This window comes from Mycobacterium sp. NGS69 (genome assembly GCF_059812165.1).
On record NZ_JCALCD010000017.1, the window covers coordinates 12662 to 32933 of the forward strand.

17 protein-coding genes are annotated in these 20272 nt (G+C 67.2%); 6 read left to right on the forward strand and 11 right to left on the reverse strand.

Annotated elements, in window-relative coordinates; genetic code table 11:
- Positions 1–14: 14 nt before the first annotated feature.
- From AC5Y2S_RS28575 to AC5Y2S_RS28585, 3 genes are all read right to left on the reverse strand, one after another.
- A complete protein-coding gene (locus AC5Y2S_RS28575; protein ID WP_499959963.1) occupies positions 15–824 on the reverse strand; it encodes a rhomboid-like protein in 810 nt (269 codons plus the stop codon).
- An 18-nt stretch (positions 825–842) separates the two neighbouring features.
- Entirely contained in the window at positions 843–1619 is a 777-nt protein-coding gene (locus AC5Y2S_RS28580) for an adenylate/guanylate cyclase domain-containing protein (RefSeq protein ID WP_499960016.1), read from the reverse strand.
- A 282-nt stretch (positions 1620–1901) separates the two neighbouring features.
- Positions 1902–2804 (reverse strand): PE family protein, encoded by a 903-nt coding sequence (locus AC5Y2S_RS28585; protein WP_499959964.1) that lies wholly within the window; start codon positions 2802–2804, stop codon positions 1902–1904.
- A 252-nt stretch (positions 2805–3056) separates the two neighbouring features.
- Here AC5Y2S_RS28585 and AC5Y2S_RS28590 point away from each other — a divergent pair, with 252 nt between their 5' ends.
- On the forward strand, positions 3057–4103 hold the full coding sequence (locus AC5Y2S_RS28590) for an oxygenase MpaB family protein (RefSeq protein ID WP_499901896.1): 1047 nt from the start codon (positions 3057–3059) through the stop codon (positions 4101–4103).
- Between the two features lie 4 nt (positions 4104–4107).
- On the opposite strand, the gene AC5Y2S_RS28595 is transcribed toward AC5Y2S_RS28590, so the two are convergent.
- From AC5Y2S_RS28595 to infC, 5 genes are all read right to left on the reverse strand, one after another.
- On the reverse strand, positions 4108–4782 hold the full coding sequence (locus AC5Y2S_RS28595) for a PE family protein (RefSeq protein WP_499959965.1): 675 nt from the start codon (positions 4780–4782) through the stop codon (positions 4108–4110).
- Between the two features lie 170 nt (positions 4783–4952).
- Positions 4953–5738 carry a TrmH family RNA methyltransferase gene (locus AC5Y2S_RS28600; protein WP_499959966.1) on the reverse strand — a complete coding sequence of 262 codons (786 nt, stop codon included), beginning with the start codon at positions 5736–5738 and terminating at the stop codon, positions 4953–4955.
- Between the two features lie 9 nt (positions 5739–5747).
- Entirely contained in the window at positions 5748–6143 is a 396-nt protein-coding gene (gene rplT, locus AC5Y2S_RS28605; protein WP_067012100.1) for a 50S ribosomal protein L20, read from the reverse strand.
- A gap of 55 nt (positions 6144–6198) precedes the next feature.
- The gene (rpmI, locus tag AC5Y2S_RS28610) at positions 6199–6393 is read right to left on the reverse strand and encodes a 50S ribosomal protein L35 (RefSeq protein WP_067012098.1); all 195 of its coding nucleotides are present in this window, start codon (positions 6391–6393) and stop codon (positions 6199–6201) included.
- 73 nt (positions 6394–6466) lie between these two features.
- Complete coding sequence (gene infC, locus AC5Y2S_RS28615) at positions 6467–7072, reverse strand: translation initiation factor IF-3 (protein ID WP_499960017.1); 606 nt, start codon at positions 7070–7072, stop codon at positions 6467–6469.
- 414 nt (positions 7073–7486) lie between these two features.
- Here infC and lysX point away from each other — a divergent pair, with 414 nt between their 5' ends.
- The 5 genes from lysX to AC5Y2S_RS28640 all read left to right on the forward strand — a co-directional run bounded on the left by lysX (position 7487) and on the right by AC5Y2S_RS28640 (position 17260).
- Positions 7487–10825 (forward strand): bifunctional lysylphosphatidylglycerol synthetase/lysine--tRNA ligase LysX, encoded by a 3339-nt coding sequence (gene lysX / locus AC5Y2S_RS28620; protein ID WP_499959967.1) that lies wholly within the window; start codon positions 7487–7489, stop codon positions 10823–10825.
- Positions 10826–10967: 142 nt separating this feature from the next.
- Positions 10968–12386, forward strand: coding sequence for an alpha/beta hydrolase (locus AC5Y2S_RS28625; protein WP_499960018.1), 1419 nt, complete (start codon positions 10968–10970; stop codon positions 12384–12386).
- A gap of 52 nt (positions 12387–12438) precedes the next feature.
- Positions 12439–13101, forward strand: coding sequence for a TetR/AcrR family transcriptional regulator (locus AC5Y2S_RS28630; protein WP_499959968.1), 663 nt, complete (start codon positions 12439–12441; stop codon positions 13099–13101).
- 102 nt (positions 13102–13203) lie between these two features.
- Positions 13204–15330: an Rv1355c family protein gene (locus tag AC5Y2S_RS28635; RefSeq protein ID WP_499959972.1), complete on the forward strand. Its 2127-nt coding sequence runs from the start codon at positions 13204–13206 to the stop codon at positions 15328–15330.
- Between the two features lie 67 nt (positions 15331–15397).
- The gene (locus AC5Y2S_RS28640; protein ID WP_499959975.1) at positions 15398–17260 is read left to right on the forward strand and encodes a putative bifunctional diguanylate cyclase/phosphodiesterase; all 1863 of its coding nucleotides are present in this window, start codon (positions 15398–15400) and stop codon (positions 17258–17260) included.
- Here AC5Y2S_RS28640 and AC5Y2S_RS28645 read toward each other — a convergent pair.
- The 3 genes from AC5Y2S_RS28645 to AC5Y2S_RS28655 form a co-directional block, all read right to left on the reverse strand.
- Entirely contained in the window at positions 17257–17856 is a 600-nt protein-coding gene (locus tag AC5Y2S_RS28645) for a class I SAM-dependent methyltransferase (protein ID WP_499959978.1), read from the reverse strand. The genes AC5Y2S_RS28640 and AC5Y2S_RS28645 overlap by 4 nt on opposite strands.
- A gap of 65 nt (positions 17857–17921) precedes the next feature.
- Complete coding sequence (locus AC5Y2S_RS28650; protein WP_499959980.1) at positions 17922–19295, reverse strand: cytochrome P450; 1374 nt, start codon at positions 19293–19295, stop codon at positions 17922–17924.
- A gap of 165 nt (positions 19296–19460) precedes the next feature.
- Positions 19461–20177, reverse strand: a complete 717-nt coding sequence (locus AC5Y2S_RS28655) for a hypothetical protein (RefSeq protein WP_499959982.1) — start codon at positions 20175–20177, stop codon at positions 19461–19463.
- Between the last annotated feature and the right edge of the window lie 95 nt (positions 20178–20272).

A 20272-nucleotide genomic window follows, 5' to 3' on the forward strand; every position in this document is an offset into this window, starting at 1 on the left:
CGGCCGGCGAGTGACTAGCCGGCCGCGACCGGCTGCGGAGCGGCATCCACCACCGGCAAAACCGGCACCGCACGGCGGGCCGTGATGAATCGATAGCTCTTGTGGGCCACCAGCGCGCCCAGGAGGCCGAACGCCGGCGCGGCGGCCATCGTCCCCCAGTGGTGCGCCAGCATGAGGAAACCGAACCCCGACGAAGCCGCCAGCATCAGGAAACGCAGCGGCGTCCAGTGAATCGGCTGCCGGAAGCGCGCGGACACCAGCACGCCCAGGACCACGGCGACGGTGTGACCCGCGTCGGTGAAATCGCCCCCGATGATTGCGGAGGCCAGCCCCGCGGCGACCCACCAGCCGACCCACGCGGCCCGCCAGCGCGCGGGAATTACCGCCGTCATCGCCCCCAGCACCGCCAGGGCGCCGTAGCTCATCCCCACATCGCTGGCCCGGGTGATCGACATCGGCATCCAGCCGAACTCGACCGCGGCGGCCAGGGCCGCGGCCACCACCAGCGTCGCGCCAATGTGGCCCACCAGGAACGCCACCACCAACCGGATGGTGCGCAGGTGGAGCTCCGCGAGCGCGAGCAGGCAGGTCAGGAACGGCAACCAGAAGTACAGCGGTCCGGCGTCGACGACCAGCGCGCTGCCCAAGAGGGTGCCCACGTGGCCGTGCGCCAGGTTGTGCAGGTTGGTGCTGGCGCGCTGGACGAGCACGTCATGCGCGTGCGGGCCCAGCGCCAGGAGGGCGCAACTGATGGCAAGCAGCGCCGCCACGTACCCCACGGTGAATCGGACCCGGGCAAGCCGGGAGAAGATGCCCCCAATCATTGCCATCCATTATGCGAACTAATTTGTTTCGGAAGTGTGATCAAAAGCTGTTAACTCCTTAAGAGTCTTTAGGCGATATATCCCCAGGTCAGCGGGGACGCCGGCGGGTTTACCCGCAAATACGGGCCTACGTGCACGCTTGGCGACGATGCCCAACGCGTCCAGCTCGGTTTGCGGTATCTGATCCAACGTCGAGCTCGACACCATGATTCCACCTTTGGTGGCGCGTTCCATAACTCGAGCGGCGACATTCACGTCGACGCCCAGCCAGTCGGCGGCCATTCGCTGCGGCCGACCGGTGTGGATCCCGACCCGCATCCGCGGCGTATAGCCCGCCACCTCGACCGATTTCAGCGCCTCGTTGGCGGCCAGCACTGCGCGCAGGGCGACCGTCGGGTCGCGGAATACGGCCATCAGCCCGTCACCCATGCGCTTGACGATGTGCCCGCCCGCGTCCAGCAGCGGCGGCTCGACCGCCCGCGCCACCCGTCGCAGCAGGGTGAGCGCCGCCTCGTCGCCCGCTTGCAACGACCAGGTGGAGAAGCCGACCAGGTCGGTGAATACCAGCGTGACCTCCGGGTTCGCCGGCCGACGGGAAACCGTCTCGGTCAGCGCCTGCCACACCTGCAACACGCCGAGGCTGAGCTCCCGCGACGCCGCGTCCCGGTCCCCCAGCAGCCGGTCGGCGGCTCGCGCCGCCGCGCGCGGACCGCCCTCGCCGGCGGTGGACAGGGGGTCGCCGAACTCGGGGTCCCCGGGTAACAGCCGTCGCGCCCGCCGGAGAAACGACACCATGGCGGGGCTGTGATTGGTCGAGTGCAGCCACCGCGCCGGCGAGCGCCGTTCCGAAGCCGGGGACGCCGCCGTCGCCACCGCTGCGTGGTTGGACTTCGGGTCCGTCTCCGAGGCCTCGCCCGGATCCGGATCGCGCGGCGCGAGTTCCACTTGGTCAGGTTATGTGCTGCCGGGAGAAGCGGGCAATGACAGCCGGCGCAGCTGTGTCACATCTCGCAAGAAACGCGCTGCTACGTGGTCGTCCACGAATCCACCACCGCCAGCGCGATGTGAAACTGACCGTTAGACGGCGCTCATGATGCCGGCGAGGAAGCCACCGAACTCAGTGCCGCTCAACGGGAAGGAAGTCACCGTCCCGTCAGACGCGGTGAGGCTGCACGTGACGGGCTGGAGAGGGGCTAAAAGCCCGCCAAAGGGAATGCTCAAGGACCCCGTCGTGTATCCCGAACCCGAAGGCGCCGGCTCGGTGATCGTCACGGATTGCTGGCCGAAGAGGAAACCGCTGCCCACATTCGCAGGAGCACTGGCAAGTGCGGTGACGGCCGCCACCGGGTTCCCCGTCTGCACCGCGCCGACAAATGCCGCACCACTGGCGTTGAGTGCGGCCAGCCCGTTGATCGGCGCCCCTATCGCGTCAACGGCCAGCGCGAGCGGCGCGCCCACTTGGAGGGATCCTGACGTGATGGTGACTCCCTGTATCGATTCGTTGCCGTACAGCGTCAGCACCACGGGACCGAGCGGGGTGAGCGTGTTGATGACGGGTATGGCGACCTGTGGATCGAGCAAGCCGTTGAGCAGGCCCGTGCCGCTGGATTCCAGGGCACTGGTCAGGGCGCCCATGCCGCCGCCGGCGGACAGGGCCTCGATGGGTCCATCCACCGCGTTGAGCAAGTTCTGCTGAGCATTCGCGGCCTCGGCTTCGACATACATGCCCGCGGTGGTGGTCAACGCGCCCACGAACTGGTTATAAAACGCGCGCGATTCAGTGCTGAGCGCCTGAAATTCCTGGCCAACGTCGCCGAACAGTCCCGCGATCGCGATCGACAGCTCGTCCTGAGCCGCGGGCGCGATCACGGTGGTGGGCCCTGCTGCCACCGCGGTGGCGGAATTCAGCACGGAGCCAATACCGTCCAAATCCCTGGCCGCCGCCGCGACGGCATCCGGTACCACGCTGAGAAAAGACATTGTCGGTCCCCCTTGGGCTCGCGACTACGGTCACGAAATCGAGCACTGAGTGTACGGACGCGGGGCCGACGCTGGCCTCCTCCGGTCGACGTGCGAGCACCCACCCGCAAGCGCACCCCGGCAAACTTCCTTGTCACGACGATGCCACGCCGACGCGGAAACTGCATAACAAGGGCGCCGCCGGCGTGCCGAATCGTAGACAACGTGCGTTGTCAAAGTTATCGTGAGCGGAGTTAGGAGCAGGAGGCCGAGATGACTGCCATACCAACGACATCCGCGGATCCCCTCGGACCCGACTCCCTCACCTGGAAGTACTTCGGCGACCTCCGCACCGGAATGATGGGCGTCTGGATCGGCGCGATCCAGAACATGTATCCGGAGTTGGGCGCGGGCGTCGAGGAGCACTCCATCCTGCTGCGCGAGCCGCTGCAGCGGGTTGCACGCTCGGTGTATCCGATCATGGGCGTGGTCTACGACGGCGACCGCGCCGCCCAGACCGGTCAGCAGATCACGAGCTACCACCGCACAATCAAGGGCGTGGACGGCGCGGGCCGCCGTTACCACGCGCTCAACCCCGAGACGTTCTATTGGGCGCACGCCACGTTCTTCATGCTCATCATCAAGGTGGCCGAGTACTTCTGCGGGGGCCTGACCGAGGCGGAGAAGCGGCAGCTGTTCGACGAACACGTGCAGTGGTACCGCATGTACGGCATGAGCATGCGCCCGGTGCCCAGGTCGTGGGAGGAGTTCCAGGAGTACTGGGATCGGGTGTGCCGCGACGAGCTGGAAATCAACCAGGCGACGCTGGACATCTTCAAGATCCGCATTCCCAAGCCCAAGTTCGTGCTGATGCCGACGCCGGTCTGGGACCAGTTGTTCAGGCCGCTGGTGGCCGGTCAACGCTGGATCGCGGCGGGACTGTTCGAGCCGGCCGTCCGCGAGAAGGCGGGCATGCACTGGACGCCGGGCGACGAGGTGCTGCTGCGCGTCTTCGGCAAACTCGTCGAGCTGGCCTTCCTGGCCGTTCCCGACGAGATCCGGCTGCACCCGCGCGCGCTGGCCGCCTATCGTCGCGCCGAAGGCCGGCTGCCCAGCGACGCGCCGCTGGTGGAGGCGCCGGCGTTCGTGGCGCCCCCACGCGACCGCCGCGGGCTGCCGATGCATTACTTTCCGCCGCGTCCTCGAACCCCGCTCGACCCCGCCAAGTTCCTGATGGAGCGCGCGGGATCGTTGGTGCACGGCACGCTTTCGCTCACCGGTCTGCGGCCCGCTCGGGGCCGCAGACCCAGGGCGGCGTGAGCAGCTACCGGATCGAAACGTTGGGAAGCGAGCCGCCGAGGTAGGTCCCGGGGAACGACAGCTGTAGATGGCTGATATCGACGGTCACTCCGGTGATCGCGATCGCGGGGAGCAGGGACCCGGTCACCAATGTCCGGTAGGAGAAATACGGAAGGCTTTGACCCAGCGACAAGAAGAACTGCCCGTTGGGAGCGATGCCTTCGGTCCCCGTGGCCGACAGCAACGGCAGGACGCCGAACGGCGTGTTCAGGGCGACGCTGCCATTCGCCAGTCCCAACGCCCCGCCGGTGCCGAAGGAAAGGGCCGTCCCGCTCAGCGATATGTCGAAGGGGCCGACGTTGAAAGTGTGGGCGATAACCGGGGTGGTGGCGGCGGCCGGGGCGTTCACGGCGTTCGCCAAGGTTTGCTGAGCGTTATTCAGCTCAGTGCTCGCATACTGAATGGCGGCGCCACTCAAACCACTGACGAAGTCCTCGCGAAAGGCCGTCGCCTGCGCGTTGATCGCCTGAAATTCCTGAGCGTGCGAACCAAGCAGCGCCGTGATCGCCGCCGACACCTCGTCGGCGGCGGGTGCGGCCACCGAGGTCGTCTGGCTCGCCGCTGCGGCGGTCGCTTCACGCAGCGCAGAGCCCAAATTCTGTAGGTTTCCGCTTGCCTCCGACACGATGTCGGGCGCCACGCTCAGCAATGACATTGTCGCGCCTCCTTGTCATCGAACCGCTCACGACGAAGACCGCCGGAGTAGCGACGAGACGCAAAGCCTAACAGCCTGCGAGCACCGGAAAGTGGTATTGGCAAACTTTTCGCGGCGAATCCCCGCATGCACTATCGCAGTTTGCTGAGAGACCCCTAAACGCGGCCGAGCGCCCACGCGCTCTGGTACAGGCAGATCGCCGCCGCGGCGGCCACGTTGAGGCTTTCGGCACCGCCGGACATCGGGATGCGCACGCGCCGGTCCGCCGCGGCCGCCAGCTCGGCCGACAAGCCGTGTGATTCGGCCCCGAACAGCCAGGCCGTCGGCGCGGCGAAGTCCGCTTCGTCGAGGCGCGTCTCCCCGTCCACCGTCGTGGCCAGCACCTGCAACCCGGCGGCGCGCAGCGCGGCGACAGCCCCGGCGGCGTCGGGAGCGGCAACGACCGGGATCGAGAAGATGCTGCCGGCCGACGCGCGCAGGCACTTGCCGTTGTACGGGTCGACGCTGTGCCCAGCGAGCACCACCGCCCCCGCGCCCATCGCGTCGGCGATGCGAATCAGCGTGCCCGCGTTTCCCGGCTCGCCGATCTCGACTGGAACGGCGACCAGCCGGGGCGAGCCCGCCAACGCGTCCTCGAGCGTGGTCGCCGGCATGTCGCAGACCGCCACCAGTCCTGTCGGGGTGACCGTGTCCGAGAGCGCTTTTGCGGCGCGCTCCGTGACCAGGTGAACCGGACACCGCTGGGTGGCGAGCAATGCCGCGTGCCGCTGCGCCGCCGGTTCGGTGACGAACACGTCGCGGATCAACCCGCGGGCGGCCGCGGCGCCGACCAGGTTGGGGCCCTCGACCAGGAACCGTCCCGCCCGGCGGCGCCCGACGTGCCGGTGCAATTTGACCGCCGCGGCCACCCTGGCCGAGCGTTCGGTGAGCGGCGCCGGCATCGCCGGCAGTTAGGCGGCCTCTCCGGAATCCGACGGGGCGTTGACGTCCTCGGGCAGTGCCGCCCGGGCGACGTCGACCAGCGCGGTGAACGCCGCCGGATCGGTGATCGCGATGTCGGCGAGGTTCTTGCGGTCCACCTCGACGCCGGCGGCCTTCAGGCCCTGGATCAGCCGGTTGTAGGTGATGTCGTTGGCGCGTGCGGCCGCGTTGATCCGCGAGATCCACAACTTGCGGAACTCGCCTTTACGCGCACGACGGTCGCGGTAGGCGTAGTTCAGCGAATGCAGCTGCTGCTCTTTGGCTTTGCGGTAGAGCCGGGACCGCTGGCCGCGATAGCCCTTCGAGGCCTTTAAGACGCTGCGCCTCTTCTTGTGGGCGTTGACCGCCCGCTTCACGCGTGCCATGGATGTTCCTACTCTCGTTCTGGCAGTAAATGGTTCTAGGTCTAGCGCCGGCCGATTAGCCGTTCAGCAGCTTGTTGACGCGCTTCGTGTCGTTGGCCGACACAGTGGTGCGGCCGTCCAACCGCCGCGTCCGGGTCGACGGTTTGTGCTCCAGCAGGTGTCGGCGGTTGGCTTTCTGGCGCAGGATCTTCCCGGTGCCGGTGCGCCGGAACCGCTTCGACGACCCGCTGTGGGTCTTGGCCTTGGGCATGTTTCCTCTACTTTCAGTACTTCTCAGTACTTTTCAGTACCTTCGGTACTGGCTGGTACTCGTTCGTGTCGGATCAGTTGGGCGAAGGGCTGGCGTCGGCCTCCGCATCGGAGTCTGCCGCGCCTCCCCCGGGTCCTTCTGGGTGCCGCGCCCGGGCGCGGGTCTTCGCGCCGCGGTGCGGTGCCAGCACCATCGTCATGTTGCGGCCGTCCTGCTTGGCGGACGTTTCGACGAATCCGTAGTCGGCGACGTCCGCGCCCAGGCGCTGCAGCAATCGGTAGCCCAGCTCGGGCCGCGACTGCTCGCGTCCGCGAAACATGATGGTGACCTTGACCTTCGATCCCGCTTCCAGGAAGCGGATTACGTGGCCCTTCTTGGTCTCGTAATCGTGATCGTCGATTTTTGGTCGCAGCTTCTGTTCTTTGACGACGGTCTGCTGCTGGTTCCGGCGGGATTCGCGCGCCTTTTGCGCCGCCTCGTATTTGAACTTGCCGTAATCCATGATCTTGCAGACCGGAGGTCTGGCGTTCGGGGCAACTTCGACGAGGTCGAGATCGGCGTCCGCGGCGACGCGCAGTGCGTCCTCGATGCGCACTATGCCTACCTGCTCTCCCCCTGGGCCGATCAATCGGACTTCAGGTACGCGGATGCGCTCGTTGACGCGGGTCTCAGTGCTGATGGGGCCTCCCTTGTTGGGCTTCTTTGTCGAGTGGCGGCCGCAGCGGTGGAAAACCACACCATCAGCAAAAAAGCCCTGCACAAGCAGGGCCCAATGCCGACCGATCACGGCTGGAACTCCAGCCGCCCGCGCTGCACGCGAAACAGGCATTCACGATGCCTGTGACCGGACCGCTGCACCTTGAAAAACCTCGTGGCGAGCGGTGGGAGTGGGACTCCACTTAACTGTTCCCGGCGTTCACCGGGATGGTCGCAGTCGATAGTTTAGCAGCCATGACGCGTCTTCCTGCACGTCTGCGGCCGGACGGGCGTCCGGCGTGCGTCGCACCCGCTCGACAAGGCCGGCCAACTGCTCCCCGCCTCCCCTGGCGCTTCGCCAGGATTTTCACGGCTTGACGGCATATCCTCGCGGTCTGTGACACTCGCTACGTCCCGCTTCGGCCCGCGTTCGGGCAGCCAGCCGAACTCCCGGTATCGCTGGGTACCGGCGGCGGCGGGCTGGACCGTCGGCGTCATCGCCACGCTGTCACTGATCGCGAGCGTGTCCCCGCTGATCCGGTGGCTGATCAAGGTCCCGCGCGAATTCATCAACGACTACCTGTTCAACTTCCCCGACACCAGCATCGCGTGGTCGTTCGTGTTGGCCCTGCTGGCCGCGGCGCTCACGGCGCGCAAGCGCATCGCCTGGGTGCTGCTGCTCGGGAACATGGTCCTGGCCGCCGCGCTGAACGCCGCCGACATCGCCGCGGGCGACAACACCGCGGCCGAGTCGTTCGGGGAGAACCTCGGCTTCGCCGTACACATCGTCGCGATCGTCCTGCTGGTCCTGTCCTATCGGCAGTTCTGGGCCAAGGTGCGCAAGGCCGCGCTGTTCAAGGCCGCTGCGGTCCTGGTCACCGGGCTCGTGATCGGAATCCTGGCGTCCTGGGGGCTGGTCGAGATGTGGCCGGGCACGCTGGCGCCCGATTCCCGCTTCTGGTACGTGGTCAACCGGGTGGTCGGGTTCTCCATCGTCGATCCCGATGCGTTCACCGGCCGACCGCACGTCCTGCTCAACGCGATCTTCGGGCTGTTCGGCGCGCTCGCGCTGATCGCGGCGACGATCGTTTTGTTCCAGTCCCAGCGCGCCGACAACGCGCTGACGGGTGAGGACGAATCCGCGATCCGCGGGCTGCTCGAGCTGTACGGCAAACAGGATTCCCTGGGGTATTTCGCTACCCGCCGCGACAAGTCGGTGGTGTTCGCCCCGAGCGGACGCGCGGCCATCACCTACCGCGTCGAGATCGGGGTCTGCCTGGCCAGCGGCGACCCGATCGGCGACCCGAGGGCGTGGCCGCAGGCCGTCGACGCCTGGTTAGGACTGTGCCAGACCTACGGCTGGGCGCCCGGCGTCATGGGCGCCAGTTCGCAAGGTGCCCAGGCGTTCCGGGAGGCCGGGCTCAACGCCCTCGAGCTGGGCGACGAGGCGATCCTGCGGACCTCCGACTACAAGCTGTCCGGCCCCGACATGCGCGGGGTACGCCAGGCGGTGACGCGGGCCCGCAGGGCCGGGCTGACCGTGCGCATCCGGCGGCACCGCGACATCTCGGCCGACGAGATGGCCGAAACGATTTCGCGCGCCGACGCCTGGCGCGACACCCAGACCGAGCGCGGCTTTTCGATGGCGCTGGGCCGGCTCGGCGATCCGGCCGACGGCGACTGCCTGCTGGTCGAAGCCATCGACCGTGAGGGTCACGTGGTCGCGATGCTGTCGCTGGTCCCATGGGGAAGCACCGGGGTTTCCCTCGACCTCATGCGTCGTTCCCCGCAATCCCCCAACGGCACCATCGAGCTCATGGTCAGCGAGCTCGCGCTGAACGCCGAAGCCCTTGGCATCATTCGCATTTCGCTGAACTTCGCGATGTTCCGCTCCGCGTTCGAACAAGGGGCCCAGCTCGGCGCCGGGCCGGTCGCCCGGCTGTGGCGCGGATTCCTGCTGTTCTTCTCGCGGTGGTGGCAGCTCGAGACGCTGTACCGCTCGAACATGAAGTACCAGCCCGAGTGGGTTCCCCGGTACGCGTGTTACGAAGACGCCCGGCTGATTCCGCGGGTGGGCGTCGCCTCGGTGATCGCCGAGGGTTTCCTGGTCCTGCCGTTCAGCCGGCGCGAGAAGGTGCACACCGGGCACCATCCCGCGGTGCCGGCCCGGCTGGCGGAGTCCGGGCTGCTGCACCACGACGGGTCGACGCCCGACGTGAGCGACCTGCAAGGCCGGGTGAAGGCGGCCGAGGCCGAGGAGTCGCGATCACGCCTGCCCGAGCAGGTGCGGGTGCGCCTGGCCAAGCTGAAGATCTTGCAGCGCAACGGCGTTGACGCGTACCCGGTCGGGTGCCCGCCCAGCCACTCGGTCGCCGCCGCGCTGGAGGCCGATGACCAGGAAGACGTGTCGGTGGCCGGGCGCATCCTGCGGATCCGCGACTATGGCGGCGTGCTGTTCGCCCAGATGCGTGACTGGTCGGGCGAAATGCAAGTGCTGCTGGACAATTCGCATCTCGGGCAGGGCCGCACCGCCGATTTCACCGCGGCCATCGACCTTGGCGACCTGGTCGAGATGACCGGCCAAATGGGCTTTTCCAAAAAGGGCGCGCGCTCATTGATCGTGCGCGACTGGCGGATGATCGGTAAGTGCCTGCGGCCCTTGCCGAATAAGTGGAAGGGGCTGACCGACCCCGAGGCGCGGGTGCGGACCCGCTACGTCGACCTGGCGGTCAACCCCGAGTCCCGCGAGCTGATCCGGGCCCGCAGCAACGTGTTGCGATCGGTCCGGGAAACGCTTTTCGCAAAGGGGTTCATCGAGGTCGAGACGCCGATCCTGCAGCAGATCCACGGTGGGGCCAGCGCGCGGCCGTTCGTCACCCACATCAACACCTACGACATGGACCTGTTCCTGCGCATCGCGCCGGAGCTCTATCTGAAGCGGTTGTGCGTCGGCGGCGTGGAGCGGGTATTCGAGCTGGGGCGGGCCTTCCGCAACGAGGGCGTCGACTTCAGCCACAACCCGGAGTTCACCTTGCTGGAGGCCTACCAGGCGCACGCGGACTACAAGGTGTGGATCGACGGCTGCCGGGAGCTCATCCAGAACGCGGCGCAGGCCGCCAACGGCGAGCAGACGGTGCTGCGCCCCCGCGGCGGGGGTACGGACGGCCGCCTCGAGCCGGTCGACATCTCGGGCGCCTGGCCGGTGAAGACCGTGTACGACGCGGTATCGGAAGCGCTGGGCGAGCACGTCGACCCCGACACCTCCCTCGCCACGCTGCGCAGGATGTCCGACGCGGTGCACATTCCGTATCGGGCGCATTGGGACTCCGGCGCGGTGGTGCTGGAGCTCTACGAGCACCTGGTGGAGGACAGGACCGAGCAACCGACGTTCTACATCGACTTCCCCACGTCCGTGTCGCCGCTGACCCGGCCGCACCGCAGTCAGCGCGGCGTGGCCGAGCGGTGGGACCTGGTGGCGTGGGGCGTGGAGCTGGGAACCGCCTACAGCGAGTTGACCGACCCGGTGGAGCAGCGCCGCCGGCTGCAGGAGCAGTCGTTGCTGGCCGCCGGCGGCGATCCCGAGGCGATGGAGCTCGACGAGGACTTCCTGCAAGCCATGGAGTACGCGATGCCGCCCACCGGCGGACTCGGTATGGGTATCGATCGGCTCGTCATGCTCATAACCGGCCGGAGCATCCGCGAAACCCTGCCATTCCCGCTGGCCAAGCCGCATTAGACCGGCCCGTCACTCCATTCGAGCGCGTGGCGAACATCCGGTGAAAATGTTCCGGAGGTGTTAACGATGGCTCACACTGAAGCACGTGACCGCCCCGACGCCCCTCGCCACGGCGCAGCTGGCCGGTAATTTCACCTCCCTGATGCACGGCTGGATACCCGCGACGATCCAGATCGGCACCGCCGTCGTGCTCACGCTGGCGGTGGGCTGGCGATCGCGTCGCTGGCGGGCGGTGTGGCTGCCAGTGGCGGGCGCGGTCGGCGGTGCCGCGGCGTATCTGACGCACTGGTACATCGTCGACCGAGGCCTGTCCGACGAGCCGGCGCCGTCGGCGCTGTGGGTCTGGATCGCGTTGGCCGGCGCGGCTACGGCAGTGCTGGTTGTGGGCTGGCGCAGCGCGCGGCCGTGGCGGCGTGGGGCGACGCTACTTGCGGTGCCGTCGTGCCTGCTCTGCGCGGCGCTGGTGCTCAACGCGTGGGTTGGCTACTTCCCGACCGTGCAGGCGGCGTGGAGCCAGCTCACCGCCGGTCCGCTGCCCGACCAGACCGATCCGGCCACCGTCACCGCGATGGCCGCCAAACGGGCCCGTCCACCGCACGGCAGCGTGGTGCCGGTGGTGATCCCTTCGGACGCCTCGCATTTCAAGCACCGCGGCGAACTCGTGTACCTGCCGCCCGAGTGGTTTACCAGTAGCCCGCCGCCCGCGCTGCCGACGGTGATGATGATCGGCGGACAGTTCAACACGCCCGCGGACTGGACGCGCGCGGGCAACGCGGTCAGGACGATCGACGACTTCGCGGCGGCCCACGGCGGGAAGGCGCCGGTGTTGGTGTTCGTCGACTCCGGAGGGGCCTTCAACAACGACACCGAATGCGTCAACGGAGCCCGCGGCAACGCCGCCGATCACCTGACCAAAGACGTTGTCCCATATATTATTTCGAAGTTCGGCGTGAGTCCCGACCGGTCCAACTGGGGCATCACCGGCTGGTCGATGGGCGGGACGTGCGCGGTGGACCTGGCCGTGATGCATCCCGAGATGTTCAGCGCGTTCGTCGACGTCGCGGGTGATTTCTTCCCGAACGCCGGCAACAAGGCGCAGAGCATCGCGCGGCTGTTCGGCGGAAATGCCGAGGCCTGGGCGGCTTTCGACCCGAGCACCGTGATCAGCCGCCACGGCCGCTACCGTGACGTGGCCGGCCGGTTCGTGATCTCCTCGGACGGCCCGCCGGCGCCACGCCAGGACGTGACCGTAACCGACTCCGGCGCAATGCGTCTCGTGAGTCGCGACGCCGCGGCCAATCCTGGTAATCAGGCGGCGGCCGCCTACTCGCTGTGCGCGCTCGGCCGCGCCAACGGCATCGACTGCGCGGTCCTCCCCCAGCCGGGCAGGCACGACTGGCCGTTCGCGGGCCGGGCCTTCGCCGCCGCGCTGCCGTGGCTGGCCGGCCGGCTGGGCGCCCCGAGGGCCCCACTCACGGCCCTGCCCCCCGCGTCCCCGCCGTCGTCATTGCCCGCTCAGGTGGTGGTTCCGGCTCAGCGTTCCAGCGGCGTCGGCAAATAGAGGCAATCCGATAACGCCGTATCGCCGTGCCATATCGGTATATTGTCCGGCCGTGGGACCTCCCCGACTGTTTTCCGTTAACCCGCCCCATCCGCCCGAGCCATCGGCCAAGGAGCGGATTCGCGACGCCGCGCTGAGCTGTTTTGCGGTTCGCGGGATCGCCTCCACGTCGCTGCGCGCGGTCGCCGAGACCGCGGAGGTCTCGATCGGGCTGGTGCAGCACCACTTCCACACCAAGGCCGCGCTGACCGCTGCCGTCGATCAGTACGTGCTGCAGGTGCTCAATCAGGCACTGGAGTCGACAGCCCTACCCGAGTCGCCCGACGCGCTGCATGAAGCCGGACGCCGACTGACCGCATTCATGGCCGAACGTTCCGATGTAATGACCTACCTCGGACGCGCGCTCGCCGAGGGCGGCGCGTTCGGGTCGGTCATCTTCGCCGGTCTTCTCGGTATCAGTGAGGCCCAGCGCGAACATTTCATGGCGCACGGCAACACACAACCAGACCTCGACCCGGATTGGGCGGCGATCAACGTCGTTATCCTGCGCGTCGGCGCCGTCATTCTGCATCCGTACATCGAGCTCTACCTAGGCAGATCGTTCTTCGGTGAGACCGAGCTGCGACGCTGGGACGCCTCGGTAACCAGCCTGATCCGGCACGGCCTGTTCGTCGAGGAACCCGACCCCCGAGACGGGAACATCGTCGCTTGGTAGCGAGCGCCGGTCCTGAACCGCCCTATCGGGGACGTCACATTTTCGCGTTAGCGCAACGTCTGGGCGGCCGAGCCGTCGGCCAGGTGCTATACACGAAACACCATGGATGAGCTCGACGTAACCGCTTATACCGCGCAGATTCTCGATCCCGAGGACCCCGACGACAGTTTGGTGTTAGAGCGGCTCAGAGCAGACGCCACCGTGGAGTTCATCGACCAGCGCGATACCCAGCTGGCCAACCTGCGCGCGCTTCGGCCGCCCCCGCCTGCCGAGCTCCTGTCCGAACGAGTCCGATGGGCTTACTACCCCTGGCGGCGCGCGGTCGTGGCGGTGCTCGGCCCGCGCGGGTACCGCGCCGTACGCCTGGACCGCAACCGCAACAACATCACCCCAACCGAACAGGAAAAGCTCGGTCGGCTGCGGATCGGCGTGGCCGGCCTCAGCGTCGGCCACGTGATCGCGCACACCCTGGCCGCGCAGGGCTTGTGCGGCGGCCTGCGGCTGGCCGACTTCGACCACCTGGAACTGTCGAACCTGAACCGGGTGCCCGCCACCGTGTTCGACATCGGCGTCCACAAAGCGTGTGTGGCCGCGCGCAGGATCGCCGAGCTCGACCCCTACCTGCCGGTAGAGGTCGTTAGCGCGGGACTCACGTTCGATACCGTCGACGCCTTCGTGGAGGGCCTCGACATTGTGGTCGAAGAATGCGATTCGCTCGACATGAAGGCCGTTCTGCGTGAAGGCGCCCGCGCCCGCCGCATCCCGGTGTTGATGGCTACCAGTGATCGCGGCCTGGTCGATGTGGAGCGTTTCGATCGAGAGCCCGAGCGCCCGATTCTGCACGGTCTGCTCGGGGACCTCGACATCGCGTTGCTGCCCGGCATGAGCAGCCGCGAAAAGGTTCCGCATATCTTGCGTCACCTTGAGGCAGAACAGCTTTCGCCTCGGACTGCCGCCTCGCTGGTCGAGATCGACCGCACGGTGTCGACGTGGCCGCAACTGGCGTCGGATGTCGTGCTGGGTGCGTCGGCGTTGGCGGAGGCCGTGCGCAGAATCGGGCTCGGCGAGGAACTTCGCTCGGGCCGCACTCGCATCGATATCAGCTGGGCGCTCAATCAACTCGACGAGCCCGACATGGCCCGGCACAGACCCGCACCGGCGGAACATCACGACGTGCCGGAACTGCCCGGCATACCCGGCGTCATCGCCGCCGCCGCGATCCGCGCGCCTTCCGGGGGAAACGTGCAGCCCTGGCTTGTCCAAGCCGGACCCGCCGAAGTCACGATCGACATTGCCGTCCAACACACTTCGACCATGGACGTCGGATTTCGCGGCAGCGCCGTCGCGCTCGGCGCAGCCCTCTTCAACGCCAGAATCGCCGCGGCGGCACACCATGTCCTTGGGCCGGTCACCCTCACCGAAGACGTTGACGGATCGCCGTTGCGCGCCACCCTGACGTTGACCGATGGAAGCGATCCCCGCCTGGCCGCCCTCTATCAACCCATGTTCGAACGCTCCACCAATCGACACCATGGCAGCCCCCAGCCGTTGGGTACCGCCACCATCGAGGCGCTCACCGCCGCGGCGGGCAGCGAAGGCGCGCGGCTGACCCTGATCACCGACAGGGGCGACATCACCGATGCGGCAAGGATTCTCGCGACGTCCGACCGCACCCGCTACCTGACCCCGCACCTGCACCGAGAGATGATCTCCGAACTGCGCTGGCCCGGCGACCCCGACCCGGACACCGGCATCGAGGTGCGCAGCCTCGAACTCGATGCCGGCGACCTGGCGGTCCTCGAAATCCTGCGCCGCCCGGATGTCATGGCGCACCTGGCGCAATGGGACGCGGGCAGCGCGCTGGGCGAGGACACCCGCGACCGGATAATGGCGAGTTCGGCACTGGCCGTCGTCAGTGTGCCCGGACACGCCCTTCGCGACTACGCCAAGGGTGGCGCGGCCGTCGAGCTGATCTGGATCACCGCCCAGCAGCACGGGCTGTGCGTTCAGCCGGTGTCGCCGGTGTTCCTGTACGCCAACGGCAGAGCCGACTTCGAGGAGCTGTCACCCCGGTTCGCCGACGAGCTAACCGAGTTGCAGCACGAGTTCCGAGGCCTGGTCGAAATACCCGCCGACGAATCCATCGTGCTGGTGCTCCGGCTTGGGGCCGCGCCCAAGGCATCGGTGCCGAGCCGCCGCAGCATTGACCGGGCTCGGGTGCTGAGTTGAGCGAATCATTGATAGACACGCTATGCAATGCCGTCCCCGCGCACCCGATGCAGCTACGGTAGGGGCAATGTCCGGCACATTGGACCATCTGGTCACCGCTGCGGCCGCCGAGTTGATGGCAGCCACCGGGGGGGACTCCGCCGCGATCAGCCAACGGGTGCTCAAAAATTTGGTCAGCGACCTGGGCGTGGACTTCAGCTTCCTGCGCCACAACGATCACACGATCCGTGCCACGGTCCTCGTCGCCGAGTGGCCGGCACGCAACGCCGACCCGGACCCGATCGGCGTGGTGTATTTCGCCGATGCCGATTCGGTCTTCACCAGGGCCGAAAACCTCAAGGTTCCCGAGGTGGTGCGTCCCGAGGCCGCAAACCAGGACTACCAGCGCAACATCGACGAGGGCACCGGGTGGGGTGCCGTCTCCCTAGCCGCCGTGCCGCTGCTGTCCGGCGATGTCACGACGGGCACCCTCGCCTTCGGCAAGGTGGGCGACCGCGAGTGGCTGCCGGAAGAGCTCAACGCGCTGCAGGCGATCGCCGCGCTTTTCGCTCAGCTGCAGGCCCGCATCGTCGCCGAAGAGCAAATCCATTACCTTGCCGAGCACGACGACCTCACCGGACTGCTGAACCGCAGGGCGCTGATCGCGTACCTCGACAAGCGGCTGGCCGAGAAAAACGGCGGCGCGGTCTCGGTGATCTTCCTCGCCCTGGACCGCTTCAAGGTCATCAACGAACGTCTCGGTCAACAGGCCGGCGACCGGTTCATCGTGGCCTTCGCCGAGCTACTGCGCGAGGCTGCCGACGTTCCCTCGGTCATCGCCCGCTTCGGCGGTGACGAGTTCGTCGTCGTGCCGACCGCATCGATGGACGTCGAAGCGGCCGAAGCGTTCGCTCAATCGCTACATACTCGACTTCATCAGCGCGTCGTAATCGACGGCGAGTTGCTCAGTCGCACCGCGAGTATCGGCGTCGCCGCGGGCGTGCCCGGATCCGAAACCACTTCCGATCTGCTCCGCCGAGTCGATCAGGCCACCCGGTCGGCCAAAAGTTCCGGCGGCAACAAGGTGGCAACCTTCAATCCGGACATGTCCAGGACGGACACGATCCGCAATGACATCGAGCTGCACCTGGAAGGGATGATCGACAGCGACAGCGATCCCCTGGTGCTCCATTACCTGCCGGAGTTCGACATGCGCACCGGCGAGATCCTCGGGACCGAGGCGCTAATCCGTTGGCAACACCCAACTCTTGGACTGTTGATGCCCGATTCGTTCATCCAGGTGGTGGAATCGATCAACCTCGGCGCAAAACTCGGCCGGCTCGTGATCCGTTCGGCGTGCAGGCAGTTTGGGCTCTGGCAATCCCGCGGCGTCGGGCACGGCGCGGTGCTCCGGATCAACGTGTCGCCAGTGCAGCTCGTCACGGACGGCATCGTGCACACGGTCGCGACGACACTCGAGGAGTTCGGCCTCGATCCCAGCATGGTGTGCCTGGAGATCACGGAAAGCGTCGTGGTCGAGGACATCGACGCCACCCGCAAAACCCTGTTCGGATTGAAGGACATCGGCGTACAGATCGCCATCGACGACTTCGGCACCGGTTACAGTGTGCTGACCTATCTGAAATCCCTTCCCGTCGATGCGCTCAAGATCGACAAGGGGTTCGTCCGCAATGTCGATACCAACGCCGGTGATTTGGCCATCGTGCGGTCGACACTGGCGCTGGCCGACGCGTTCGGGCTTGAGGTTGTGGCCGAAGGGGTAGAGACGGTTGCTGCGGCCAGGACGTTGCTCGACCTGGGTTGCTATCGGGCGCAAGGCTTTCTGCTGTCCCGCCCGCTCGACGGCGCGGCGATGGAGTCACTCCTCGCCAGGCGGGTCATTCCGATGGACTTCTCCGACGCCGGCCGCGGGAAGCTGGCCGGCGCCTAGGGGCGCCGTTGAAACAGGTAGTAGTACGTCGGGGTCTTGTCGTCGAGCTCCCGCTCCTCACCGGCGGATAACAGCGTCCAGCCGGCGGCGAATCGTCGTTCCATCTCGGCGTGATCGATGCCGGGCACGCCGAACCTCCCGCCGGGCGGGAACGCGACGATGTACAGCCGCGCATCGGGTGCCGCCACGGCACTGACCTCTCGGACGTATGCCTCACGATCGGCGCCACTCATGTTGTGGATGCAGCCGTTGTCGACGATCAACTGGAAACCCGTGCCGATCCCGGACTGGCTCAACTGGGTGACGTCGGCGCGGGCGAAGTCGACCGAGACGTCGGCGGCTCCGGCCTTGGCGCGCGCCTTTTCGAGCGGCTTTTCGACATAGTCGACCCCGGTGACCTTCCAGCCGTGTTGAGCGAGGTAGATCGCGCAATCCCCGGTGCCGCATCCGAGGTCAACGGCCGATCCTGGGGCCAGCCCTGGGGTGTCAGGGGTGCCCTCGATCAGGTTTCGCAGACCCTGCCCGATCGCATGTCCCTCCCACGGCGTGAAGCCGACCCGGTAGAAGAACCGAAATCGCGTGTGTCGAGAAGCCATAGCCGCAATGATTCCATTCGCCCGGAAGCGGCGGCACCCGACCCGGCCGGCATCCTCGGGGCGGGTCACTGACGGCGTCTTATCCTGGCCATGATCGGAGCCGCCGCAACCATGGTGAAGGGCACGGCCAGCGGGAAATCATCTGCCAGAGACTCGATTTCGACCCGGCGAACGATGGTGGCCAACGCAAGTGTGGCCTCCAGCATCGCGAAGTGATCTCCGATGCATGAGCGCGGCCCCCCGCCGAACGGCATGTATTGCCAACGGTCGCGGCCCTTGTCGCGGTCGGGACTGAATCGGTCCGGATCGAATCGCAGCGGGTCGTCCCACAGGTTCGGATCGGTCTGTACCGCCATTCTTCCGAACGCCAGCATGGTGCCCGCTTTTACGCGGTAACCCGCGACTTCGACATCGCGTGTCGCCATCCGGGTTCCGGTCGGGCCGGGCGGGCACAACCGCAACGCCTCCTGCAGAACCTGGACCGTGAAACCAAGCCGCGCAACGTCATCGGGGGTGAGCCGGCGGTCTGGAAGCCCGGCGACTTCCGCCGCGACGCGCCCCTGCAGGTCGGGATGGCGACCCAGCGCCCACAGCGCGTAGGTCAGCGTCGTCGCCGTCGTGTCGTGGCCGGCGAACAGGAAGATGATCATTTCGTCGCGGATCTCGTTGTCCGACAACGACTGACCCGTTTCCGGATCGGTGGCGGCGATAAGCGCATGCACCAGCGGCGCCTCCCTTCCCGCGTCGGCGCGGCACTGTTGCAGGATCTCGTCTGCAAGCTCCCGAATCGCACGGGCCGCCGCCCGGGCGCGGCGGCGCGCCGGCGTGGGCATCCACTCCGGTGCGCGCAGCGGTCGCAGGGCACGCCGCACGGCGTAGCTCGTCGCCACCCGCAGTGGCTCGGCGATCGCATCGGATCGCTCGTCGAGATCGAGACCCAGAACCGAGCGGCCCAGCGCCCGCAAGGTCAGGGTGCGGCACTGCGCGTCCAGGTCGATCTCGGCGCCCTCCCGCCACGTGGCACACACCGTCTCCGCGGCCTCGGCCATGTGTCCGCCGAACTGGCGGACACGCTGACGGGTGAACACCGGCTGCAGCGTGCGTCGGCGCGGCAACCATTCGCTGTGGGGCAACACGAACAGGTTCCCGCCGAGCAGCCTGCGAAGCTCGGTGGCCACCGTGCTGGTCTTGTCGATGGAGCCGTCTCGCACGCTGACGATGTCGCGGATGCCTTGCGGGGACGTCGCCAACACGATCGGCGGGATCAGCCAACTCGGTCCCAGAGTGACGCGGGTCACGGGTCCGCCGGCATCACGAAGCCTGTTCGTGCCGACATGAAATTCCCTGATGGCCCTGAGACGTTCGCGATACGGAAGCGGGTTTTTGGGGGCCAGCGGCAACGCGGCGACGTCACGCACGGGACGCTCAGTGGTAGACACGGCTCGACCCTAATCGGCTGGCCCGCGAGGGGCCGTTCAAAGGTGCGCTCGCGATTTCCGTGTCATCGCCGGGGAGCCGCTGTTATGCAAACGGTAATTGCCGCCAATGGGATCGCCATCGGCGGTGACGGTTCGCATGACACCTCCGGATCGACCCGATTTCTCCTAAGCCGAGATACGACCGAGAATTTCGGAGTTTTCGGCGCACATCAGCTTGAATTGTTCAGGTTCGGCGTGCGTCGCAATGGTGCGCCGGTCCCACCACATCACTTTGGTGCGGTAGTCCTCGTTGGGATAGGCGGCCGCCGGTATCCGGGAGGCCACGACGCCCCCGGAGGATCGCCACTGCTCCAGCACGTGAGCCGCCGCGGTTGCCATGACGAACTGGACGCCCAGCATTGTCATCATCGGCAGCGCGGTGCGCGCCAGCACCCTGGACAGCGCGCGACCGCCGTAATCGCGGGAGTCCGTCCAGGCGCTTTTGACCTCCACCACGCCGAAGGGGATCCGGTTGGCGATCATATGGCGCAGCACGGGCCGCCCTGGGCTGCCGCTCCACTCCTCAAGCGCGTGGGAGTCCTCCGGCTCACGCAGGGGTCCCACGACGCGCGTACCGCCGACCACCCGACCCGCCGGATCCACCGCGGCGAAAAATAGCGTCGTGTCGGCGCCGGCGCGAACCGCGTCCAGATCAAGCACCCATTCCAGCCCATGCCGGCGATAGCTGCGAAGCGCACCGTCCAGGTATTGGTCCCAGAGTTCGGGCTCCGCCTCCGGCGTCGACGCGGCGATCCAACAGCCGGTCGCCTGATCGCGCCAGCCCGCCCCACGTTCCAACCACGAGCCGTCAGTCGCCTCACTGGTGAGCTGAGCCGCTTCCATTGGTATCCCTTCGCTTCTTAACCATGACAACCGGACTATTTTCGTCGGCGCGCCTCGAATTATTTCCTAAAAATTGCGCACGACAAATAACCAAC

Coding starts and splice junctions, on each gene's coding strand:
- AC5Y2S_RS28575 (WP_499959963.1), bottom strand. CDS start 824: ATGATTGGGGGCATCTTCTCCCGGCTTGCCCGGGTCCGATTCACCGTG.
- AC5Y2S_RS28580 (WP_499960016.1), bottom strand. CDS start 1,619: ATGGTGTCGTTTCTCCGGCGGGCGCGACGGCTGTTACCCGGGGACCCC.
- AC5Y2S_RS28585 (WP_499959964.1), bottom strand. CDS start 2,804: ATGTCTTTTCTCAGCGTGGTACCGGATGCCGTCGCGGCGGCGGCCAGG.
- AC5Y2S_RS28590 (WP_499901896.1), top strand. CDS start 3,057: ATGACTGCCATACCAACGACATCCGCGGATCCCCTCGGACCCGACTCC.
- AC5Y2S_RS28600 (WP_499959966.1), bottom strand. CDS start 5,738: ATGCCGGCGCCGCTCACCGAACGCTCGGCCAGGGTGGCCGCGGCGGTC.
- rplT (WP_067012100.1), bottom strand. CDS start 6,143: ATGGCACGCGTGAAGCGGGCGGTCAACGCCCACAAGAAGAGGCGCAGC.
- rpmI (WP_067012098.1), bottom strand. CDS start 6,393: ATGCCCAAGGCCAAGACCCACAGCGGGTCGTCGAAGCGGTTCCGGCGC.
- AC5Y2S_RS28625 (WP_499960018.1), top strand. CDS start 10,968: ATGCACGGCTGGATACCCGCGACGATCCAGATCGGCACCGCCGTCGTG.
- AC5Y2S_RS28635 (WP_499959972.1), top strand. CDS start 13,204: ATGGATGAGCTCGACGTAACCGCTTATACCGCGCAGATTCTCGATCCC.
- AC5Y2S_RS28640 (WP_499959975.1), top strand. CDS start 15,398: ATGTCCGGCACATTGGACCATCTGGTCACCGCTGCGGCCGCCGAGTTG.
- AC5Y2S_RS28645 (WP_499959978.1), bottom strand. CDS start 17,856: ATGGCTTCTCGACACACGCGATTTCGGTTCTTCTACCGGGTCGGCTTC.
- AC5Y2S_RS28655 (WP_499959982.1), bottom strand. CDS start 20,177: ATGGAAGCGGCTCAGCTCACCAGTGAGGCGACTGACGGCTCGTGGTTG.